Annotated in this window: 10 protein-coding genes; 1 reads left to right on the forward strand and 9 read right to left on the reverse strand. The window is 63.2% G+C overall.

All coding sequences use genetic code 11. The features are described from left to right. Positions 1–21: 21 nt before the first annotated feature. The 7 genes from AC2YI2_RS24745 to AC2YI2_RS24775 all read right to left on the reverse strand — a co-directional run bounded on the left by AC2YI2_RS24745 (position 22) and on the right by AC2YI2_RS24775 (position 8,003). Positions 22–1,464: an APC family permease gene (locus tag AC2YI2_RS24745; protein ID WP_487389179.1), complete on the reverse strand. Its 1,443-nt coding sequence runs from the start codon at positions 1,462–1,464 to the stop codon at positions 22–24. Positions 1,465–1,589: 125 nt separating this feature from the next. Beyond that, entirely contained in the window at positions 1,590–2,105 is a 516-nt protein-coding gene (locus tag AC2YI2_RS24750; RefSeq protein WP_487389180.1) for a flavin reductase family protein, read from the reverse strand. A 4-nt stretch (positions 2,106–2,109) separates the two neighbouring features. Further along, positions 2,110–3,453, reverse strand: coding sequence for a glutamine synthetase family protein (locus AC2YI2_RS24755; protein WP_487389181.1), 1,344 nt, complete (start codon positions 3,451–3,453; stop codon positions 2,110–2,112). 2 nt (positions 3,454–3,455) lie between these two features. Next, entirely contained in the window at positions 3,456–4,133 is a 678-nt protein-coding gene (locus tag AC2YI2_RS24760; protein WP_487389182.1) for a TetR/AcrR family transcriptional regulator, read from the reverse strand. After that, on the reverse strand, positions 4,130–5,617 hold the full coding sequence (locus AC2YI2_RS24765) for an alpha/beta fold hydrolase (protein ID WP_487389183.1): 1,488 nt from the start codon (positions 5,615–5,617) through the stop codon (positions 4,130–4,132). Before AC2YI2_RS24765 ends, AC2YI2_RS24760 begins: the two co-directional genes overlap by 4 nt. A 4-nt stretch (positions 5,618–5,621) precedes the next feature. Further along, positions 5,622–6,932: an acyl-CoA dehydrogenase family protein gene (locus AC2YI2_RS24770; RefSeq protein WP_487389184.1), complete on the reverse strand. Its 1,311-nt coding sequence runs from the start codon at positions 6,930–6,932 to the stop codon at positions 5,622–5,624. Positions 6,933–6,953: 21 nt separating this feature from the next. Then, complete coding sequence (locus AC2YI2_RS24775) at positions 6,954–8,003, reverse strand: 2,5-dihydroxypyridine 5,6-dioxygenase NicX family protein (RefSeq protein ID WP_487389185.1); 1,050 nt, start codon at positions 8,001–8,003, stop codon at positions 6,954–6,956. Between the two features lie 382 nt (positions 8,004–8,385). Between AC2YI2_RS24775 and AC2YI2_RS24780 the strand changes: the two genes are divergently transcribed. After that, the gene (locus AC2YI2_RS24780) at positions 8,386–15,006 is read left to right on the forward strand and encodes a beta strand repeat-containing protein (protein WP_487389186.1); all 6,621 of its coding nucleotides are present in this window, start codon (positions 8,386–8,388) and stop codon (positions 15,004–15,006) included. Positions 15,007–15,117: 111 nt separating this feature from the next. On the opposite strand, the gene AC2YI2_RS24785 is transcribed toward AC2YI2_RS24780, so the two are convergent. Continuing rightward, positions 15,118–16,179, reverse strand: a complete 1,062-nt coding sequence (locus AC2YI2_RS24785) for a glycosyltransferase family 2 protein (RefSeq protein ID WP_487389187.1) — start codon at positions 16,177–16,179, stop codon at positions 15,118–15,120. Positions 16,180–16,195: 16 nt separating this feature from the next. After that, complete coding sequence (locus AC2YI2_RS24790; protein ID WP_487389188.1) at positions 16,196–17,101, reverse strand: glycosyltransferase family 2 protein; 906 nt, start codon at positions 17,099–17,101, stop codon at positions 16,196–16,198. Positions 17,102–17,129: the final 28 nt, after the last annotated feature.

Genomic DNA, 17,129 nt, shown 5'->3' on the forward strand with positions numbered 1-17,129 from the left:
GCACCGGTGGAGAACCCGTCGTCAGGCCTTGTTCTGACCCATACGGGCATAGGCGGCCGGATCGCTTGCCTTCAGGCGGGTTGCCATCAGGAAGCCGATGATAGCGGCAACTGGGATCAGCGCCGGCAGGATGATGCCAAGCGCGCCGCCCTTCGTGCCGGTCAGGTCGCCAAAGTTGATGAAGATGTAGACGAACAACACCGCCATGATCAGTCCGGAGATACCGGGCAGGATCAGCGTCGAGATCGGCGAGTTCTGGCCACCCTGCTTGCGGAAGAAGGCGATCACCGAAAGCGAGGTGATCGCCATCATGCCGAGAACGCCCAGCGTGCCGACTTGGCTGATCCAGGTGAACATGTTGAGCACGGGATCGAGCTGAAGACCTGCGAAGATGGCCAGCACGATCAGCGCCATTACAGTCTGTACCACCGAGCCGACATGCGGGCTCTGATGCGCATCATGCGTCCGGCCGAAGGCTATCGGCAGCAGGCCCTCGCGACCGGCCACATAGCTGTAGCGGGCGATGTAGTTGTGGAAGGCACTGAGTGCTGCAAACAGGCTCGAGACCAGCAGCAGGCCGGCGATAGCGGGGAATGGTCCGCCGACATAGGTCGCGGTGAGGTCGAAGAAGAAGGCCGTCGGGTCCGCAAGTGCGCCGAGCGTCGGCAGGAGCTTGTCGACCCCGGCGCCGACGATCATCAGCCATGTCGTGAAGATGAAGAAAAGGCCTATCATCAGCACCGAGAGATAGGTCGCACGCGGGATGGTCTTTTCCGGGTCACGCGCCTCCTCGGCATAGATCGTCGTCGCCTCGAACCCGATGAAGGAGCCCAGGCAGAACAGGACCGCCGCCGTCAGCGAGCCCGAGAAGAAGGCCGTGCTGTCGAAGAAATTGAACGAAAGGCCGGCCGCGCCGCCCTTGCTGAGGATGCCGAAGTCGACGATCAGGACGATCGCATATTCCAGCAACACCAGAACGATCATGACCTTAGCCGAGAGATCGACCTGGCGATAACCGAGGATGCCGACGAGCGCGATGGCGATCAGGCTCCAGACATACCAGGGCAGATTGATGCCGAACTGGCCGAAAACGCCCGTCGCCACACCGCCGAGCAGGCCGATCAGGCCGAACTGCATGGCGTTGTAAGCAACGACCGCGATGATGGCGACAGCACCCGCGGTGCGTCCGCCGAGCCCGCGCGCCGCATAGGCATAGAAGGCGCCGGCATTCTTGACGTGGCGCGACATGGCCACATAGCCGGCCGAGAAGGCCAGCATGATGATCGTCATCAGCAGGAAGGTCGCCGGAATGCCGGTGCCATTGCCGAGAAGGAAGGCCAGCGGCATGGCGCCCGCCACGCCGGTCAGCGGCGCCGCCGCCGAGATGACCATGAAGGTCACCGCAATCAACCCCAGTGAATTCTTCCGGAGCTGGTTCGCTCCGCCCTGTGTAACATCAACCATAGTTCCCTCTCGGTTGTTGCGCGAAGGCCGATCTTGCTGCCGGCTCTCTGCGTGGGTGTTTCCGCGCCTCCGTCCCTGGGCGCGAAACTAATTAGTATGTTAAGTAACTCGGCAACAGCAAGATATCATTTGCCCGCCGGCAACTGGACCGCCCGACGATAGGCCCGTTGGCCGTAGAGAAGGGCTCCCGGATGATCGGACAGTCCGACCGAAACGACATTGCCGACGATGATGTGATGGGTCTCCCACAAGACCGACGTCGCGACCCGGCACTGGAAGCTCGCCGTGGCCCCCTCCAGAATCGGCTGGCCGAGTTCGCCTGATGTCCAGGCCGTCCGATCGAAACGCCCGGCATGTTCCCCCGCCGTCATCCGGCCTGCGAACAGATCCGACACTTCGTGCTGGTCCTCCTGCAGGAGGTTGGCGCAGAAGGCGCGATTCCCAAGGATCGCCGCTGCCGCCGGGCTCTGATGATGCAGGCAGGCGAGCAGCGACGGATGATCGCCATCGGCCGAAACCGAGGTCAGCGAGCTGATCGTGACGCCGAAGCGTCCCGCCTCGCCATCGGTTGTCACCACAGCCACGAATGTGGCGGCGCGGCTCATGGCTTCGAGGAATTGCATGCGAAGTTCCGGCTTCATGGCGCTACCCCAGGTCAAAGAAACGTTGCAGTTCTACGTCGGGCACTTTCTTTCGGAATTCGTCGTACTGGCTCTGGCGGCTGGCGACGAAGGCATCGACGAAGCGCTCGCCGAGCCAGTCCCTGGCAAAGGACGAGCCGTTGAGCCGCTCGATCGCCTCGGGCATGGAGCGGGCGAAATCCGGCCCCGCATTGTCCTGGACATAGCCGTTGCCGATCACTTCGGGTTCGGGCTCAATGCCTTCGACAATGCCCGCGACGCCGGCCGCAACCGTCGCCGCCACGGTGAGATACGGATTAGTATCGGCGCCCGGCAGCCGGTTCTCGACACGCAACGAACCGGCATCGTGGCCGACGATGCGGAAGCAGGTCGTGCGGTTCTCGAAACCCCAGGTCAGGCCGGGCGGCGCGAAGGTTCCGGGCGCGAAGCGACGGTAGGAATTGACCGTCGGCTGGAAGATCAGCGTCATGTCGCCGATATAGCGCTGCAGCCCGCCGAGGAAGTGGCGGAAACGTTGCGACACGCCATTCTTGCCTTCGGGGTCATGGAACACCGCCTTGCCCGCCTTGTCGGCGAGGCTGACATGGAGATGGATCGACTGGCTGTCGGCATCCTCGGTCCAGCGCGGCATGAAGGTGACGCATTTGCCCTGCCGCTGCGCCAGCGCGCGGACGAAATTCTTGAGCAGGACGAGCTGGTCCGCAGGCTCCAGCCCCGTCCCGGCCGCGATGCAGGCCTCGAGGAAGCCGCCGCCGATTTCCTCGTGCATCTTGGCGAGGTTGATCTTCAGCGGTTCGCAGATTTCGGCCAGCGCCTCGTACCATTCCGTTTGCTGCACCTGGTAGAGCACGAGGTCGTGGCTCTTGTGCATGGTGGCGGTCTTGAGATTGCGGTAGCCCTTTTCGCGGGCGCTCTCTGGCGTCTCGTCGAACAGGGTATATTCGAGCTCCATGCCATATTTGGGGACGAAGCCGGCATCCGCAGCGCGGCCTAGCACCCTGGATAGCATCGAGCGCGGGCAGAGCTCTGATGTTGCGCCACCATAGTTGGTCAGCACCAGCAGATCGTAGCCCGGCTTCGACCACGGCAGTCTCCGAACCGTCGACGCATCGATGATCAGCGGATCGTCGTGGAAGTCAGAAGCCTCATCGGAAATGCCGGGAATGTTGAGCACGACATCGGTCGGGTCGAGCGCGAAGGTCACCGGCGACATGCCCATGCCGGCCTTGGCAATCCCCGCCAGCGACTTGACGGAGACCATCTGCCCGCGCAGCAGCCCATTCGTGTCGGTCATCGCCACTGTCGCGAAACGGCTTGAGGGGTCGGCGAGGTATGCGTCGAGAGTCATGGTCACTCCGTTTGCGATTGTGTCGGCGGCTGAAGGGAAGAAAGGCTGGCAAGGTCCTTCTCCGGCGCGGTCGAATAGGCGCGCAGGAAGACGCGGAGACCGTTGCGGATATAGCGTTCCAGCGTCGCCCGGTCGGGCATCGCATCGGGAATATGCAGCACCTTGTTGCGCGGCGCGGACAGGATAAGGCCCCAGAGGTCCTCGGCTGCCAGTTCCGCGTCCTCGAAGACGAGGCGGCCGGCGGCGCGCTGGTCTTCGAGATATTTCATCATGCCGGCCAACACCCGGTCCGGACCGGAGGACTGGTAGGCGCGGCCGATCTCCGGCAGGCGCTGGGCTTCCGAGATGATCAGCCGGGCGAGATTGAGCATGTCTGGGCGGAGCACGATCTCGGCATAGTGCCAGGAGAAGGCGTAGAGTTCCGCGACCATGCCCCCAGCGGAGGGATACTCGAAGGATTCGAGCATGTGGTCCCGCTCCTGGCTCATCATTGCGGTGAAGAGCTCGTCCTTGGAGGGGAAATACTGGTAGAGCGTCGGCTTGCTTATTCCGGCCTCCGCCGCGATGTCATCCATCGAGGCGCCGACGAAGCCCTTGTCGGAGAAGACGGTCAGGGCTGCATCGAGGATGCGTTGTTCGCGCAGGATACGGTTCTGCTGGCGCTTGGGCAGTGCGGTCACGGGATCACCTCCGAGAGGAATTCGGTTAGGACCGTATTATAGGCATCGGGGCGTTCGACATTACAGACATGGCCGGCGGCTGCGATGATCTCAAAGCGCACATAGGCGTTCGGCGCTGTCTTGGCGATGCGGTTGGCGATCCCACGGATTTCCGCCGGCGGCGCCAGACGATCGTGCTCGCCGGTCATCATCAGGACGGGGATGGTGAGTTTGGAGAAGTCGAAGCGCTCGGATGGGCGGGTGAAGCAGTTGAGGGCATCCCGGTATGTCGCCGCTGGAATGGCTGCCATCGAGTCGAGCAACTGCCGGCGGACGTCGTCTCCTGCATCCGGACCCGCCAGCACATTGACAACGGCAGGCGCGAAATCGGCCGGCGTCTTGCCTTGGTTGAGCGGCACCTCGCGCGACTGGCGGAAGGCGTCGCGCTCCTCAACGCCGGCTTCCGACATCCCCGTGCATCCGCCCGAGAGGACAAGCCCCGCAAGCCTGTCGGGATGGCGCATGGCAAAAGATGTCGCGATCCAGGAGCCATAGGAAAGGCCGCAGAGGATGAGGCGGCCGGCGCCCAAGGTTTCCATGATGCGGAGGATGTCGGCGCAATAGTCGTCGACCGTGCTTTGTGAGGATCCAAGCATGCTCTCGCCGTAGCCGCGCAGATCGAGGGCGGCGGCACACGCAAACGGTGCGACGGCTGCAAGCTGCGGCAACCAGTTCATCCGGCTACCGCCGATGCCGTGGAGGAAGAGGATGAGCGGACCGGGCTCGGGCGGGGTGACGGTCAGCGCCAGCGGCGGGTTACCGTCGATCAGGATGCTTACAGTCGCACTGCTGAGGTTGCGAGTACCCCCCTCTGCCCTGCCGGGCATCTCCCCCTCAAGGAGGGAGATTCGCGAGACGCCCTTGCGCTGCCCCGAACCAGCGTCGGATGCCGAATATTCGACGTTGGATGGTGGCGAAGCCGTGCCCCATCGAATCTCCCCCCTTGAGGGGGAGATGTCCGGCAGGACAGAGGGGGGTATCGCCTCACCCGCGACAGCTCTGTCCTTTGGAATTGGCGCGGAGTGTTCATCGACACGAGCAAGCACAGCGATCCCCATCTCGAAAATCGCTCTGGTCCCCGCCGCAATCGCCGAAGCACGTGTCTCATCAGCTCGCAGTTCCGCCGACCAATCGATCCGGCTGCCACCACTATCGTCGGCCGATACTGCGAGCCGAGCCACATAACTCTCCACCCCGACAATGCCCTCGAGATGCGTGTAGACGAGTACCCGATCACTATCCGAGCGATAGACCAACTGCTCGCGATAGAGCCTATCGTCATCCTTCGCGGTAAAAGCCCGGATCAGCGCCCCACGCCCATCCCGCTCGGCCCGAATCTCCGCGATGGCCGGATGCCAGGCCGCGCAGAAATCGCCGGCAAGGGCCCAGACGGCGGCAGGATCCGCCGTCGAATGCCCGCTGACCTGGACCCGCTCCTCCACCATATCTCTAGCGCAGCCCCTTCAGCGTTCCCGCATCGCCGCGCCACAACGAGGAGCGTGCGCCGCCCTCGTCGCCCGGCGCCTTGTCGAGCTCGTCCATGTCGTAGAGTGTCAGCACGGAGAGGTAATCCTCCATGATCTCGGATGTGTAGGGCAGCATCAGCGCGCCGCAGCGGCTGTCGCGGTACATGCGTTCGAGCGGCAGCGATTTCAGCATCGACTGGCCGCCGCAGGTGCGGATGGCGAGCGCCGCGATTTCCTGCACGCCTTCCATGACATTGTACTGGGCCGCATACATGCGCATGACCTGCGCCTTCGACGGCATGCCCTGCGCCTCCATGAAGGCCTGCCACCACAGCGCCCGCATGGCGGCGAGCTGGGTGTACATCTTGCCGACCGTGATGCGCTTGGTGCCGAACATACGGCGGTCAGCCGGCGGCTGGCCGAGCACTTCGCCGCGCAGATAGGCACAGGTGAAATCGAAGGCGCCCTGCGCCACGCCCATATAGGTCGGCGACAGCGTCGCCATCATGTGCGGCCAGTGCGGCAGGGTCTTGATGAAGATGCCGCGCGGCATCATCAGGTCGTCCTCGGTGACGAAGACATCCTTGAGCACGAGGTCGCGGCTGTTGGTGCCGCGCATGCCGAGCGGGTCCCAGCTGCCAGTCACGGTCAGGCCCGGCGCATCCTTGTGGACGACGAAGATCATCGTATCCTCGTGGCGCGGCTCGATGCCCTCGAAATGCTCGGTGCAGACGATGGAATAGTAGTCGCAATAGCCGGCCAGCGAGGCGAACTTCTTGAAGCCGTTGATCTTCCAGCCGCCATCGACCTTGCGGCAGGATGTCTGGGCCGGCTTCGAGGTCCAGTTCTGCCCGGCCTCGGAGATCGGCTGCGAATAGATGCCCTGCTCCTTGACGGCCCGGCGGAACTGGCGCTCGCGCAGCGGCGCGAAGGCGGCCTTGTCCGCTTCGGTCAGGGTCGGCAGCTCATACATGAACCGCGACCACATCATCGAGGAATTGTGCATGTTGAAGGTCAGCGCGGTGGCGCCGCAATATTTGCCGATCTCGGCGCCGACCATCGCATATTCGCCTAGGCTGAAGCCGTGGCCGCCGAACTGCTTCGGAACCGTCAGGGTGAGGAAACCCTCCGCCGCCAGGTCCTTGTAGTTCTCGACCGGGAAGGATGCCTCGTCGTCGATCCCCTTGGCGCGTGGCGCGAAACGCTCACGGCCGAGCTCGTTGATGCGGGTAAGCACATCGAGCACTTCGGGCCGGATGCGGGAGAGATCGTAATAGTCTGCGGGTTCGCTCATGATTGGTCCTTCATCAATCTGTCAGAGCACGAGATCGCCCTGGAGGCGGCCTTCCTTCACCACCACCCGGCCATCAAGCGCGATCGTACATTTGCGCATCGGCAGGTCGAAATGACCCTGGGTGAAGCGGCCGGCATATTGGTTGGCGCCGGTGGACCAGAGGAAGTTGCCGGCCCAGGCGCGGAACTCGACGGCCTGCATGTCGCGCTTGTCGTAGAGCGCACCGGAGACCCATCGGGCAGCCGGGTTCATGCCCCAGCCGACATGGGAGAAGCCGTAGGCGAGCGGGTCTTCCCAGGCTTCCATATATTCCCGGAAGAGTTCGGCATCCAAACCGTCACCCTTGATGTCACGTACAAAATCGTTCTCGACGGTGAAGTCGATACGACCAGTCAGGTAGCTCTTGAAGGTGAGGTTCATGTCACCGACATCCATGACGATGCGGCCATTGACGGTGTTGGGACCGGGGAAGGCCAGGCAGAGACCACCCGGCCAGTGTGCGACCGCACCCGGCGTGGTGCCGAAACCTGGCGTGCCGCCGCAGGGCGCATCGGTCAGGTCGATCACAAGATCCGTGCCGGCGGCCGAGGTCACCCGCATTTCCTTGGCTTCGCGCAGCAACTGGATGCCGAGCGCCACCTTGGGGCCAAGCTCGGCCGTCGGCTCGCAGCGCTCGAGGATCTCGGGATGCTCGTTGCAGACGACGAGGATGCGGGCGCCGGACTCCTCGATCTCCGGCCATTCGGCGGCGTGGATCATGCCCTCGACCGTGCAGTCGACGATGATCTCGCATTGCTTCATCGCCTCGATCGCGGCGCGATTGCCCTGGATGGCCAGCGACGTGCCCGTCGATTTCACCGGCACCGGCGCAGTCTGGCGCGGCGTCGGCATCGTGATCATGCAGTAATCAGCACCGAGATCGTGGCAGGCGAGGTCCGAAAGCTGGACCAGAACCGGACGTGACTGCGTCTCCGAAACGATCGCCACCCGCGTGCCGCGGCCGATACCGTTGAGCGTGAAAACCCGTCGGAAGCAGGCAAGCCACTTCCCTTCAATGCGCTCCTGCAGCATTGACCTCTCCCAGCCGTTTGAACCGCCCTCAGCGATTTCTTTACTTGTGAGTTAAGTTTGTTGAAGTTTCAAATTCTGTCAAGTGTCAATGATGATTATCTAGCGATTATTTCGAGCCGGTCTGTCAGTGGGCAACCTCGCCGGAGGCCTTGCTACATCTCAGGACTGTATTGAACGCCGCTGCACCAACTCTGCAGCTTCGGGCAAGCTCGTCCGCCTAACGTCCGCCTGCCGGAATGTATTTTCGCCCGTCCGAAGCGTCATTTGGCGCCCGCTGGCTGGCAAGTCACCAAGCTCGGTTTCGAGTCTTTCACTGAATTGCTTCTTCGGAATTTGCCGTATGACCTCGATTGTTTCAAACTTAAGACCTAATCAAATCAGATTGCTCACGCCCGCCGAAGTGGGGCGCTGGACGACGGAAGATGTTGCGTCGCTGACCACGCTACAAGTGAACGCACTTTCGTCGATGCAGGTCGCGGCGCTCGATACCGAGGACATCGAGGTCCTCAGTTCGCGCCAGCTTGGTTCCATTTCGCAACGCGCCATTGTCGGCCTATCGCTCGATCAGCTGAGCGTTCTTGATCGCCACGCCATCCAGAGCTTCACCTCCGTTCAGGTTTCCGGCTTCAGCACGGTGCAGATCCGGGCGTTGACGACAACACAGTCGGAAGCGCTCACGCGTACACAGGTCGGGGCGCTCAGCTCAGCACAGTTGGCAGCATTGGACGACGCCGATATTGCGACCTTTGCAACTGAAGACATGGCGGCCATCTCCTACAAGGCGATCAAAGGGTTGAGCGTCAGCGCTCTCTCGGGTCTCTCCGATGACCAGATCGGCGCCCTTAACACGGCAGCGATTGCCGGCCTCAGCTCGGCTCAGATCCGGGCGCTCTCCACCGACCAGATCGCGGCGCTGCCGACCGTCCAGGTCGCCGCGCTCAAGCCGGCACAGATCGCCGTGATGAGCACCGGCCAGGTCGCCGCGCTCACCGAAGGGCAGATCGCAGTCCTCAGCAGCAGCGCGATCACCGGCCTGACTTCGACGCAGATCGGAGCGCTCGATACCGATCAGATCGAGGCCTTCACCTCCATCCAGCTCAAGGCCCTCAGCGCCGCCCAGGTGTCGGCTCTCGGAGCCGACGACATCGCCGTCTTCTCGGCCGAGGATATCGCGGCACTGTCTCAGAAGGCCATTTCCGGCCTGAGCACGACGACCATTGCCACGCTCTCGGTCGGCCAGATCGCCGCCCTGAGCACCAGCGCGGTCGGCTCACTCACGACGGCGCAAATTGGGGCGCTTGATTCGTCGCAGGTCGAGGCGCTGTCCTCCGCCCAGGTTAAGGCGCTCACCTCCCAGCAGGTCCATGCCCTCGGTGCCGAGGATCTTGCGGCCTTCTCGCTCGAAGACATTGCAGCCATAAACACCAAGGCGATGAAGGGCCTGAGCACAGGCGCGATCTCGCAGCTCTCCACCGATCAGATCGGTGCGCTTTCGACCATGCAGATCGCGGCGCTTGAAAGCGCGCAGGTCGTTGCATTGTCTACCGAAAATCTTTCCAGCCTAACGCCCAGCCAGATTGCCGCGCTTAGCACGCGCGCTATCGCGAGCCTCAGCACCGACCAGATTGCGAGCCTGAACAGCGCGCAGATGGAGGCGCTGACTGCGGTGCAGGTCAAGGCGATGACATCGGTCCAGATCTCGGCGCTCGAGATCGACGACATCAACACCTTCTCGACGGCGGAGCTTGCTGCCATCACGTCGACGGCCGTGGCAGGCTTGGACGCGGGCATTGTTGCATCACTCTCGTCGTCCCAGATCGCAGCGCTCGCCGCCGCGACGATCCCGGGCCTGACGACGGTGCAGATCGGCAGCCTCACCTCTCAACAGCTGAGCGCCATGACGTCGACACAGGTTCGGTCGATGACCGCCACGCAGATCGGCGCGCTCGACCCCGACATGGTCTCGACCTTCTCGACCCAGAACATTGCCGCAATCAACGTCGCCGCGATTACGGGCATGACGACCGACGCGCTCGCTGCGCTTACGACCGCACAGATTGGCGCGCTGACCGCCGCTCAGGTCGCTGCACTGAAACCTGCCCAGATCGCCGAACTCACCACCGAGCAGGCCGAGGCGCTCTCGTCCAAGCAGGTCGCCGCGCTGACCTCCAAACAGCTGAACGCCTTGGCAACCGACCAGTTGGCGACGTTCTCCACCGCCGACATCGCAGCACTTACCAGCAAGGCAACGGTCGGCCTGACCAGCACCGCCATCGCATCGCTCACAACCGATCAGATCGCTTCGATGAGTGCGAGCACGGTGTCGAGCCTGTCCGCGGTGCAGGTCCGCGCGCTAGACGACAATCAGCTCGCGGCACTGACGACGTCGCAGGTCAAGCTGCTGACGTCGGCCCAGATTTCCGCCCTTGGAGCCGACGGGATCACGGCGTTGACGGCTGCGCAGTTCGCGATGCTCAGCGTCAAGGCGCTCGGGGGATTGAGCTCGGACTCGATCGCAGTACTCTCGACCGCGCAGATTGCTGCTCTCAGCACCGCCGCCATCGTCGGGCTCACCTCCACGCAGGTCGGCGCACTGTCCGTCGCACAGGTCGACGCACTTTCGTCGCTTCAGATCAAGAGCCTCACCTCAGCGCAGATCGGCGCCTTAAGCGCGGAAGGCCTGGCTGCCTTCTCGACGGAGGAGATCGCGCTGCTCAACAGCCGGGCGATACCAGGTCTCAGCACGACCGCACTCGCAGCCCTGTCGTCCGACCAGGTTGCCGCAATGACGACGGCGCAGATCGCCTCGCTCCGCTCATTTCAGATCGGCAGCATCGAACCGAGCTTTATCGGCGCTTTCACCACCGCGCAGATCGCCGCGATCGGCACCGGCGGAATCGCGGGCCTGACGACGGCCCAGATCGACATTCTGAGCACAGCTCAGATCGAGGCCTTTTCGTCGACCCAGGTCCGCTATCTGACATCCTCGCAGTTCGAAATTCTTGGCGCGGATGATATCGCCACCTTCTCCACGGCGGACATCGCCTCGATCAGCGGCAAGGCCATTCCTGGCTTGAGCGATCAGGCGATTGCAGGCCTTTCGCTCACCCAGATCTCGGCCTTGACCAAAAGCGTGCTCACGGCCCTGACCGCCAGCCAGGTCGAGGCGTTCTCGACCCCGCAGCTCGCCGCACTCTCCACGACCCAACTCAGCGGCTTCGGCTCGGTGCAGGTCAGCGCACTTTCGGCCGAGGACTTGGCAGCATTGTCGACTGCGCAGATCGCTTCGATCTCGAGCAGGTCCATGGCGGGTCTGAGCGAAGAAACCATCGCATCGCTGACCGCCGAGCAGATCGCCGCCCTGACCACGGCCACTGTGGCCAGCCTCAGGACCGACCAGGTGCACGCCCTGACGTCCAGCCAGGTGGGGCTCCTGTCCACGGCCCAAATCAAGGCCCTCAGTGCCGCGCAGATTCTGTCCCTGTCGGACGACGTTGCCGTACTCTCGCTGGATCAGCTTACCAACGTAACCACGACGGCGATTCGCGGCCTGAGCGTCGACCAGATCGAACAGCTCAGCGCGACCCAGGTCGCAGCATTGACGACGGGCCAGATGGCCGCACTCACCTCTGCACAGGTCTCGGCCTTGCGCACTGAGGATGTCGCGGCGCTGTCGCGGGGGCAGATTGGCGCGCTTGGCGGCGGCGGCGTCGCCGGCCTGGCCACCGAGCAGCTCGCGGCCATGACCACCGACCAGATCGGCGCTCTCTCCAGCAAGCAGCTCATCGCGCTCTCCTCGACGCAGATTGCGGCACTCAGAACCGACCAGATAGCAGCGATGACGCCCGACCAGTTCTCCTGGCTGAACGTCGCGGCGATCGAAGGGCTCACCTCGCAGCAGCTCGCGGTGCTCAATACGGCACAGTCCGAAGCCCTGACAAATCTGCAGATCGGCGCGCTTCAATCCGAGCAGGTGGCCGCACTGGATCCCGCTCATATCGCAGGCTTTTCGACCAAGGACATCGCCGCGCTGACCTCCAGCGCGATTGCCGGCCTCTCGGTCAATGCGATTGCAGCGCTCACGACGGCGCAGGTTGCCGCCCTTAGTTCGGCGGCCATTTCGGCGATGTCGACAGTTCAGATCTCGGCGCTGAATGCCGCGCAAGTCGACTCGATGACTACGTCGCAGATCGCGGTGCTGAGCTCGAACCAGCTTTCGGTGCTCCGGCCCGAGGACATTGCCGCATTCTCGACGAGAGAAATCAGCGCGATTGGCGCAACGGCCATCGGCGGCCTCTCCACCGACACGATCGCAGCGCTGTCGACGGCCCAGATCGGGGCTCTCAGCACATCCGGGATCAGCGGACTTTCCACCCGGCAGATCACAGCCCTCAGCCCGAGCCAGGCGGAGGCCCTCACCAGCACGCAGATCGCTGCCCTGAGCTCGACGCAGATCGCTGCCTTCGGCGCCGACGACATTGCGACATTCTCGGCCAAGGAAGTCGGCTCGATCAATGCGAACGCCGTGACCGGCCTGTCGACCGCGACGATCGCCGCGCTCACCACGGCGCAGGCCGCAGCGCTCAGCCCCACGGCGATCAGTGCCCTCTTCACCCGGCAAATCGCGGCGCTCACGACCGATCAACTGCAGGCCCTGACCACATCGCAGGTTCGCGCCTTGAGCTCGGCGCAGATAAGCGCCCTGGGCGTGACCGGCATTGCCGCATTCTCGTCGACGCAGGTCGCGGCCGTCAGTGTTGCCGGCATCTCCGGCCTTTCCAATGATCAGCTGAACGCGCTCAATACCGACCAGGTCCAGGCCCTCACCAGCTCGCAGATCGCCGCCTTCACCTCCCGGCAGGTCGCGACCTTCGGTATCGAAGATCTCAACGTCTTCACGGCGGCTGAAGTCGGCGCGATCAGCTCCGATGCCATTTCCGGTCTCTCGCCCGCCACCCTCGGGTCGCTGACGGCAAGCCAGATCGCAACGCTGGGCACCGGTGCGGTCGCCGGGCTGACCACCGACCAGGTGGCGGCGCTGACGATCGGCCAGGTCGAGGCGCTGACGACCGCCCAGATCGGCGCGCTCGGATCACGGCAGCTCTCGGCACTTGGCAATGACGATATTGCGGCGCTGTCCGCGGGCCAGGTTGCCGCGCTAAATCCAGCGAGCATCGCAGGCCTCAGCACGGCGCAGATTGGCGCGATGAGCAGCCATCAGGTCGAGGCGCTGACGATCGCGCAGATCGGTGCGATGAGTTCGACACAGCTGGGCATCCTCGGCATCAGCGGTCTCGACGCGCTCACCCTGGCCGATCTCGCTGCGATCAGTTCGACCGCCATTTCAGGCCTGCCCACCGCAACGTTGGCCGCCCTTTCCCCGACACAGATTGCGGCACTGAGCGCTTCTGCCGTGTCGGGCCTGACGACCGACCAGATGGCCGTGCTCAGCACGGCGCAACTCGACGGGCTGACCACCACCCAGGTCGCGGCACTCGGCTCGAAGCAGATCTCGATGCTCAGCACGGCTGGAATATCGGTCTTCTCGCCGCAGCAGATCGCGGCGCTCAGCGTCAACGCGGTTGCCGGCCTTTCCACCGATCATATCGCAACGCTCAACGGCTCCCAGGTCGAGGCATTTACCGCCGTCCAGGTCAGTGCATTGAATTCGCGGCAGATCTCGATGCTCGACACGAGTGATCTTGATCTCTTCTCGACCGCAGATATGTCTGCGATCAGCTCGCGCGCCATCACCGGCCTCTCGACCGATACCATTGCGTCGCTCTCCGATGCCCAGGTCTCGGCGCTGAGCACATTGGGCGTCTCGGGCATGACGATCGACCAGATCGGAGCGCTCAACACCTATCAGGTCGAGGCGCTGACCAGCGCCCAGGTTGGCGCATTCAGCGCGGCACAGCTTGCCAAGATCAGTGCGGCCGGGCTCGCAACCTTTTCGACATCAGATATTGCTGCGATCAATTCCGGCGCCATCAGCGGGCTCTCGACATCGGCGGTCGCGGCCTTCTCCGCGAGCCAGGTCGCGGCGCTGAGTGCGTCCGCGATCTCGGGCCTGAGCGCTGGCCAGGTCGGAGCGCTCAATGCCGACCAGATCGAGGCCCTGTCCGCCAACCAGGTCTTCGCTTTCAGTTCCAGCCAGGTGGCGGCGCTCGGCACGCTCGGCGTCAGCGCACTCGCTCCGTTCCAGATGTCGGCGCTAAGCGTCGCCGGTTTAATGGGTCTCGGCGCCACACAGGCGGGTCGCCTGACTCTCGAGCAGGTGGAGGCACTGTCCTCGCTGCAGATTGCCGGCCTCGCTTCGGATGCACTGGCCAATCTCTCCAGCGATGCGCTCGACACATTCTCGATCGAGGATCTTCGTGCGATCGGTTCCAGTGCGATCAAGGGCCTGCCGACGAGCTTCATCACCTCGCTCACGACGACCGAAATCGCGGCCTTCGGCACGGCGGGCGTCTCGGGTCTGACCAGCACCCAGGTTGGTGCGCTGACGACCGAGCAGGTCGACGCCCTCTCGGTCGCGCAGCTGGCGGCACTCAGCCTGTCGGGCGTGTCCGGCTTGACGACCTCGCATATGCTGACCTTCACAGCCCAGGAGCTCTCCTCCATCAGCTCGACCTCGATCAAGGGTCTCTCGACCTCGATCATGGGCGCACTGTCCAGCACCGAGGTGGCCGCGTTGACGACCGACCAGGTATCGGCGCTCACCTATGGCCAGATCCTGGCGATGAACTCCACGCAGATTTCGGCGCTGTCGGTCGAGCAGGCCGGCGCGTTGACCGCCACCCAGGCTGCGGCCTTTGGCGCCGACGACCTCGCCACCTTCTCGGTCGAGCACATCATCGCGCTCAGCACCAGCGCCATCACCGGATTGAGCACTGTTGCGCTCGGCGGACTGACAGCGGAGCAAGCCGACGCCTTCATGCCGGGCCAGCGCGCCGTCATGACATCGGCCCAGCTGGACGCTTTGCCGACCCATAGCGGTTAGTTGAGCTTCTGCGCGAAGAGTGCGCTCTCGTCGTCGGAAGACCGCATTGGCCCAGGTTCGCCATCCACCATGGCTTGGCGAACTGGATATCCTGGGCGGCCCGGTGACTCTTCACCGGATGCGATACGATGATTTCGCGACAGACGGACCTGGGCGGTCGGGCACCCGGTCGCCTGGAATGTCGGTCAGTTTCACCCCGCGGCTTTCCCGCTTCCGGGTGCGCCAACGGATCCAGACATCCGAAAGCTGACGATATCTGTGGTTCGGCACCACGACCTGCAGCAGCACGACCATGGCGAAGCGAGGGGAATAGGATCCCTGACAGGCCGCCTTCAGATAGAGACCCATCGCGCGAAGCGGCTCCGCCTGCATCAGTCCTTTGGCCTGATGCCAACCCCTGTAGCCATGGTATGCGCGAGCTGGAATGTGCGGGCGCAGGTCGTCAAGCCATTGCAGGTCGCCGATCGGCTGTCTGATGTCCGACAGACGATCGTGATCGAGATCGTCGGACCAGAGCACGCCGGGCGCTTCAGCCATGACGAAGGTGCACCCTGCGAGCTGTAGCCGTATGGCAAAATCGGTATCGTCGCCGAATTTCGCATCATCCCGGTAGCGGACTCGCCCGGCGATCTGGCGCGATAGGCAGACGCCGCTCGTCTGGACAAATCCCCGGTCGCACATGAGATAGGTCGCCATATTCTCGTCGCGGCCAATCGCACGCGGAGGCTTGATGAAATTGCCGTTCTTTCCGCGGGTCGCGATGATCGGGCAGTAGCCGACCGCATCGGGTGCGCTCTGCAAGAGGGCATGCATGGTGGCCAGATGATGCGGGAGATAGACGTCATCCGAGTCGAGAAAAGCGACATATTCTCCCCGCGCCCGATCGATCCCCGCATTGCGGGCCGCACTGGCGCCCCGGTTCGCCTGCCTGACATAGCGGAGGCGGATATCGGAAAAGCCGACGACGATGCTTTTGATGTCATCGACGGAGCCGTCGTCGATGACGATCACTTCGAAATCGGCAAAATCCTGGCGAAGCACAGACCCAACCGCCCGCTTGAGCAGGTCGGCCCTGTTGTAGACGGGAATGATCACGGAAAATATCGGCGCCGTCGCGAGACGGCCCTTTCCGTAACCTTCAAATGTCTTTTCCGAGATCGGTCCCAGTTCCAAGAAATCACTCCCAGGATCAACGTCCGAACTTCGACACGAAGCTGTTTACCATCGAGCGATAGAAGGATCTAGGCAGAAAAGCCCGCAGTATCTGCCGGGCCGTGACACGGGTGGACACACCGCCATACATCCAGCCATTGAACAGATCGCGCAGCGCCACCAGCGGCTTGACCGGCCCCATATGGTAGGCGAGCACCGTTGCACGATAGCCGATCCTGGCTTTTTCGGTCAGGATGGGTTCGGCGCGGTAGAGCCAGTTCAGCGATGTCTCGTAGCCCTTGACATAGGACGTCCGTCCCGCCTCGGTATCGTCGAACCAGATCGTCAGGGGCTCGTTGACCATCTTGAACACTGCCCCTGCCCGCTGCAGGCGGATGCAGAAATCGAGGTCCTGCCCGCGTCTGAGCGTCGGATCGAATTTCACCTGCTTGGCAAGCGGCGCGGGCACGACGAGCGTCGACGTCTGGATAAGCTGGTTGGCGCAGAAGAGATATTCGCCGACATCTTCGCCTTCGCTGATCGGGCGCTCAGGCCTGATCCAGTATTTCTCCACGCCGCGGTCGACATTCATCGAGGAGTAGAGGACCGTATTCTCAGACAATGGAAACTCTCGGGTGTAACGCGAGAGCTTGTCGGGCATGAAGAGATCGTCGGAGTCGAGAAAGGCGATGTATTGGCCGATCGCGTTCTCGATGCCGTTGTTCCTGGCAGCACCGCCTCCCCCATTCTCCTGACGGATCAGGCGCACGCGTGGATCGCCGATCCTGCCGATCGCGGCCTCGATATCGTCCTTCGAACCGTCATCGACGACGACGATCTCGAAGTCCTGGCAGGTCTGCGCGAGGACGGAATGCAACGTTCTCTCGATCAGATGCGCACGATTGAAAACCGGCACAACGATGGTGAAGAGAGGTGAATTCATAGCGGTTTTCCTTATGTCCAGATCGAGG

It is taken from the genome of Rhizobium sp. SRI_017 (assembly GCF_057586295.1).

Coding starts and splice junctions, on each gene's coding strand:
- AC2YI2_RS24745 (WP_487389179.1), bottom strand. CDS start 1,464: ATGGTTGATGTTACACAGGGCGGAGCGAACCAGCTCCGGAAGAATTCA.
- AC2YI2_RS24750 (WP_487389180.1), bottom strand. CDS start 2,105: ATGAAGCCGGAACTTCGCATGCAATTCCTCGAAGCCATGAGCCGCGCC.
- AC2YI2_RS24755 (WP_487389181.1), bottom strand. CDS start 3,453: ATGACTCTCGACGCATACCTCGCCGACCCCTCAAGCCGTTTCGCGACA.
- AC2YI2_RS24765 (WP_487389183.1), bottom strand. CDS start 5,617: ATGGTGGAGGAGCGGGTCCAGGTCAGCGGGCATTCGACGGCGGATCCT.
- AC2YI2_RS24770 (WP_487389184.1), bottom strand. CDS start 6,932: ATGAGCGAACCCGCAGACTATTACGATCTCTCCCGCATCCGGCCCGAA.
- AC2YI2_RS24775 (WP_487389185.1), bottom strand. CDS start 8,003: ATGCTGCAGGAGCGCATTGAAGGGAAGTGGCTTGCCTGCTTCCGACGG.
- AC2YI2_RS24790 (WP_487389188.1), bottom strand. CDS start 17,101: ATGAATTCACCTCTCTTCACCATCGTTGTGCCGGTTTTCAATCGTGCG.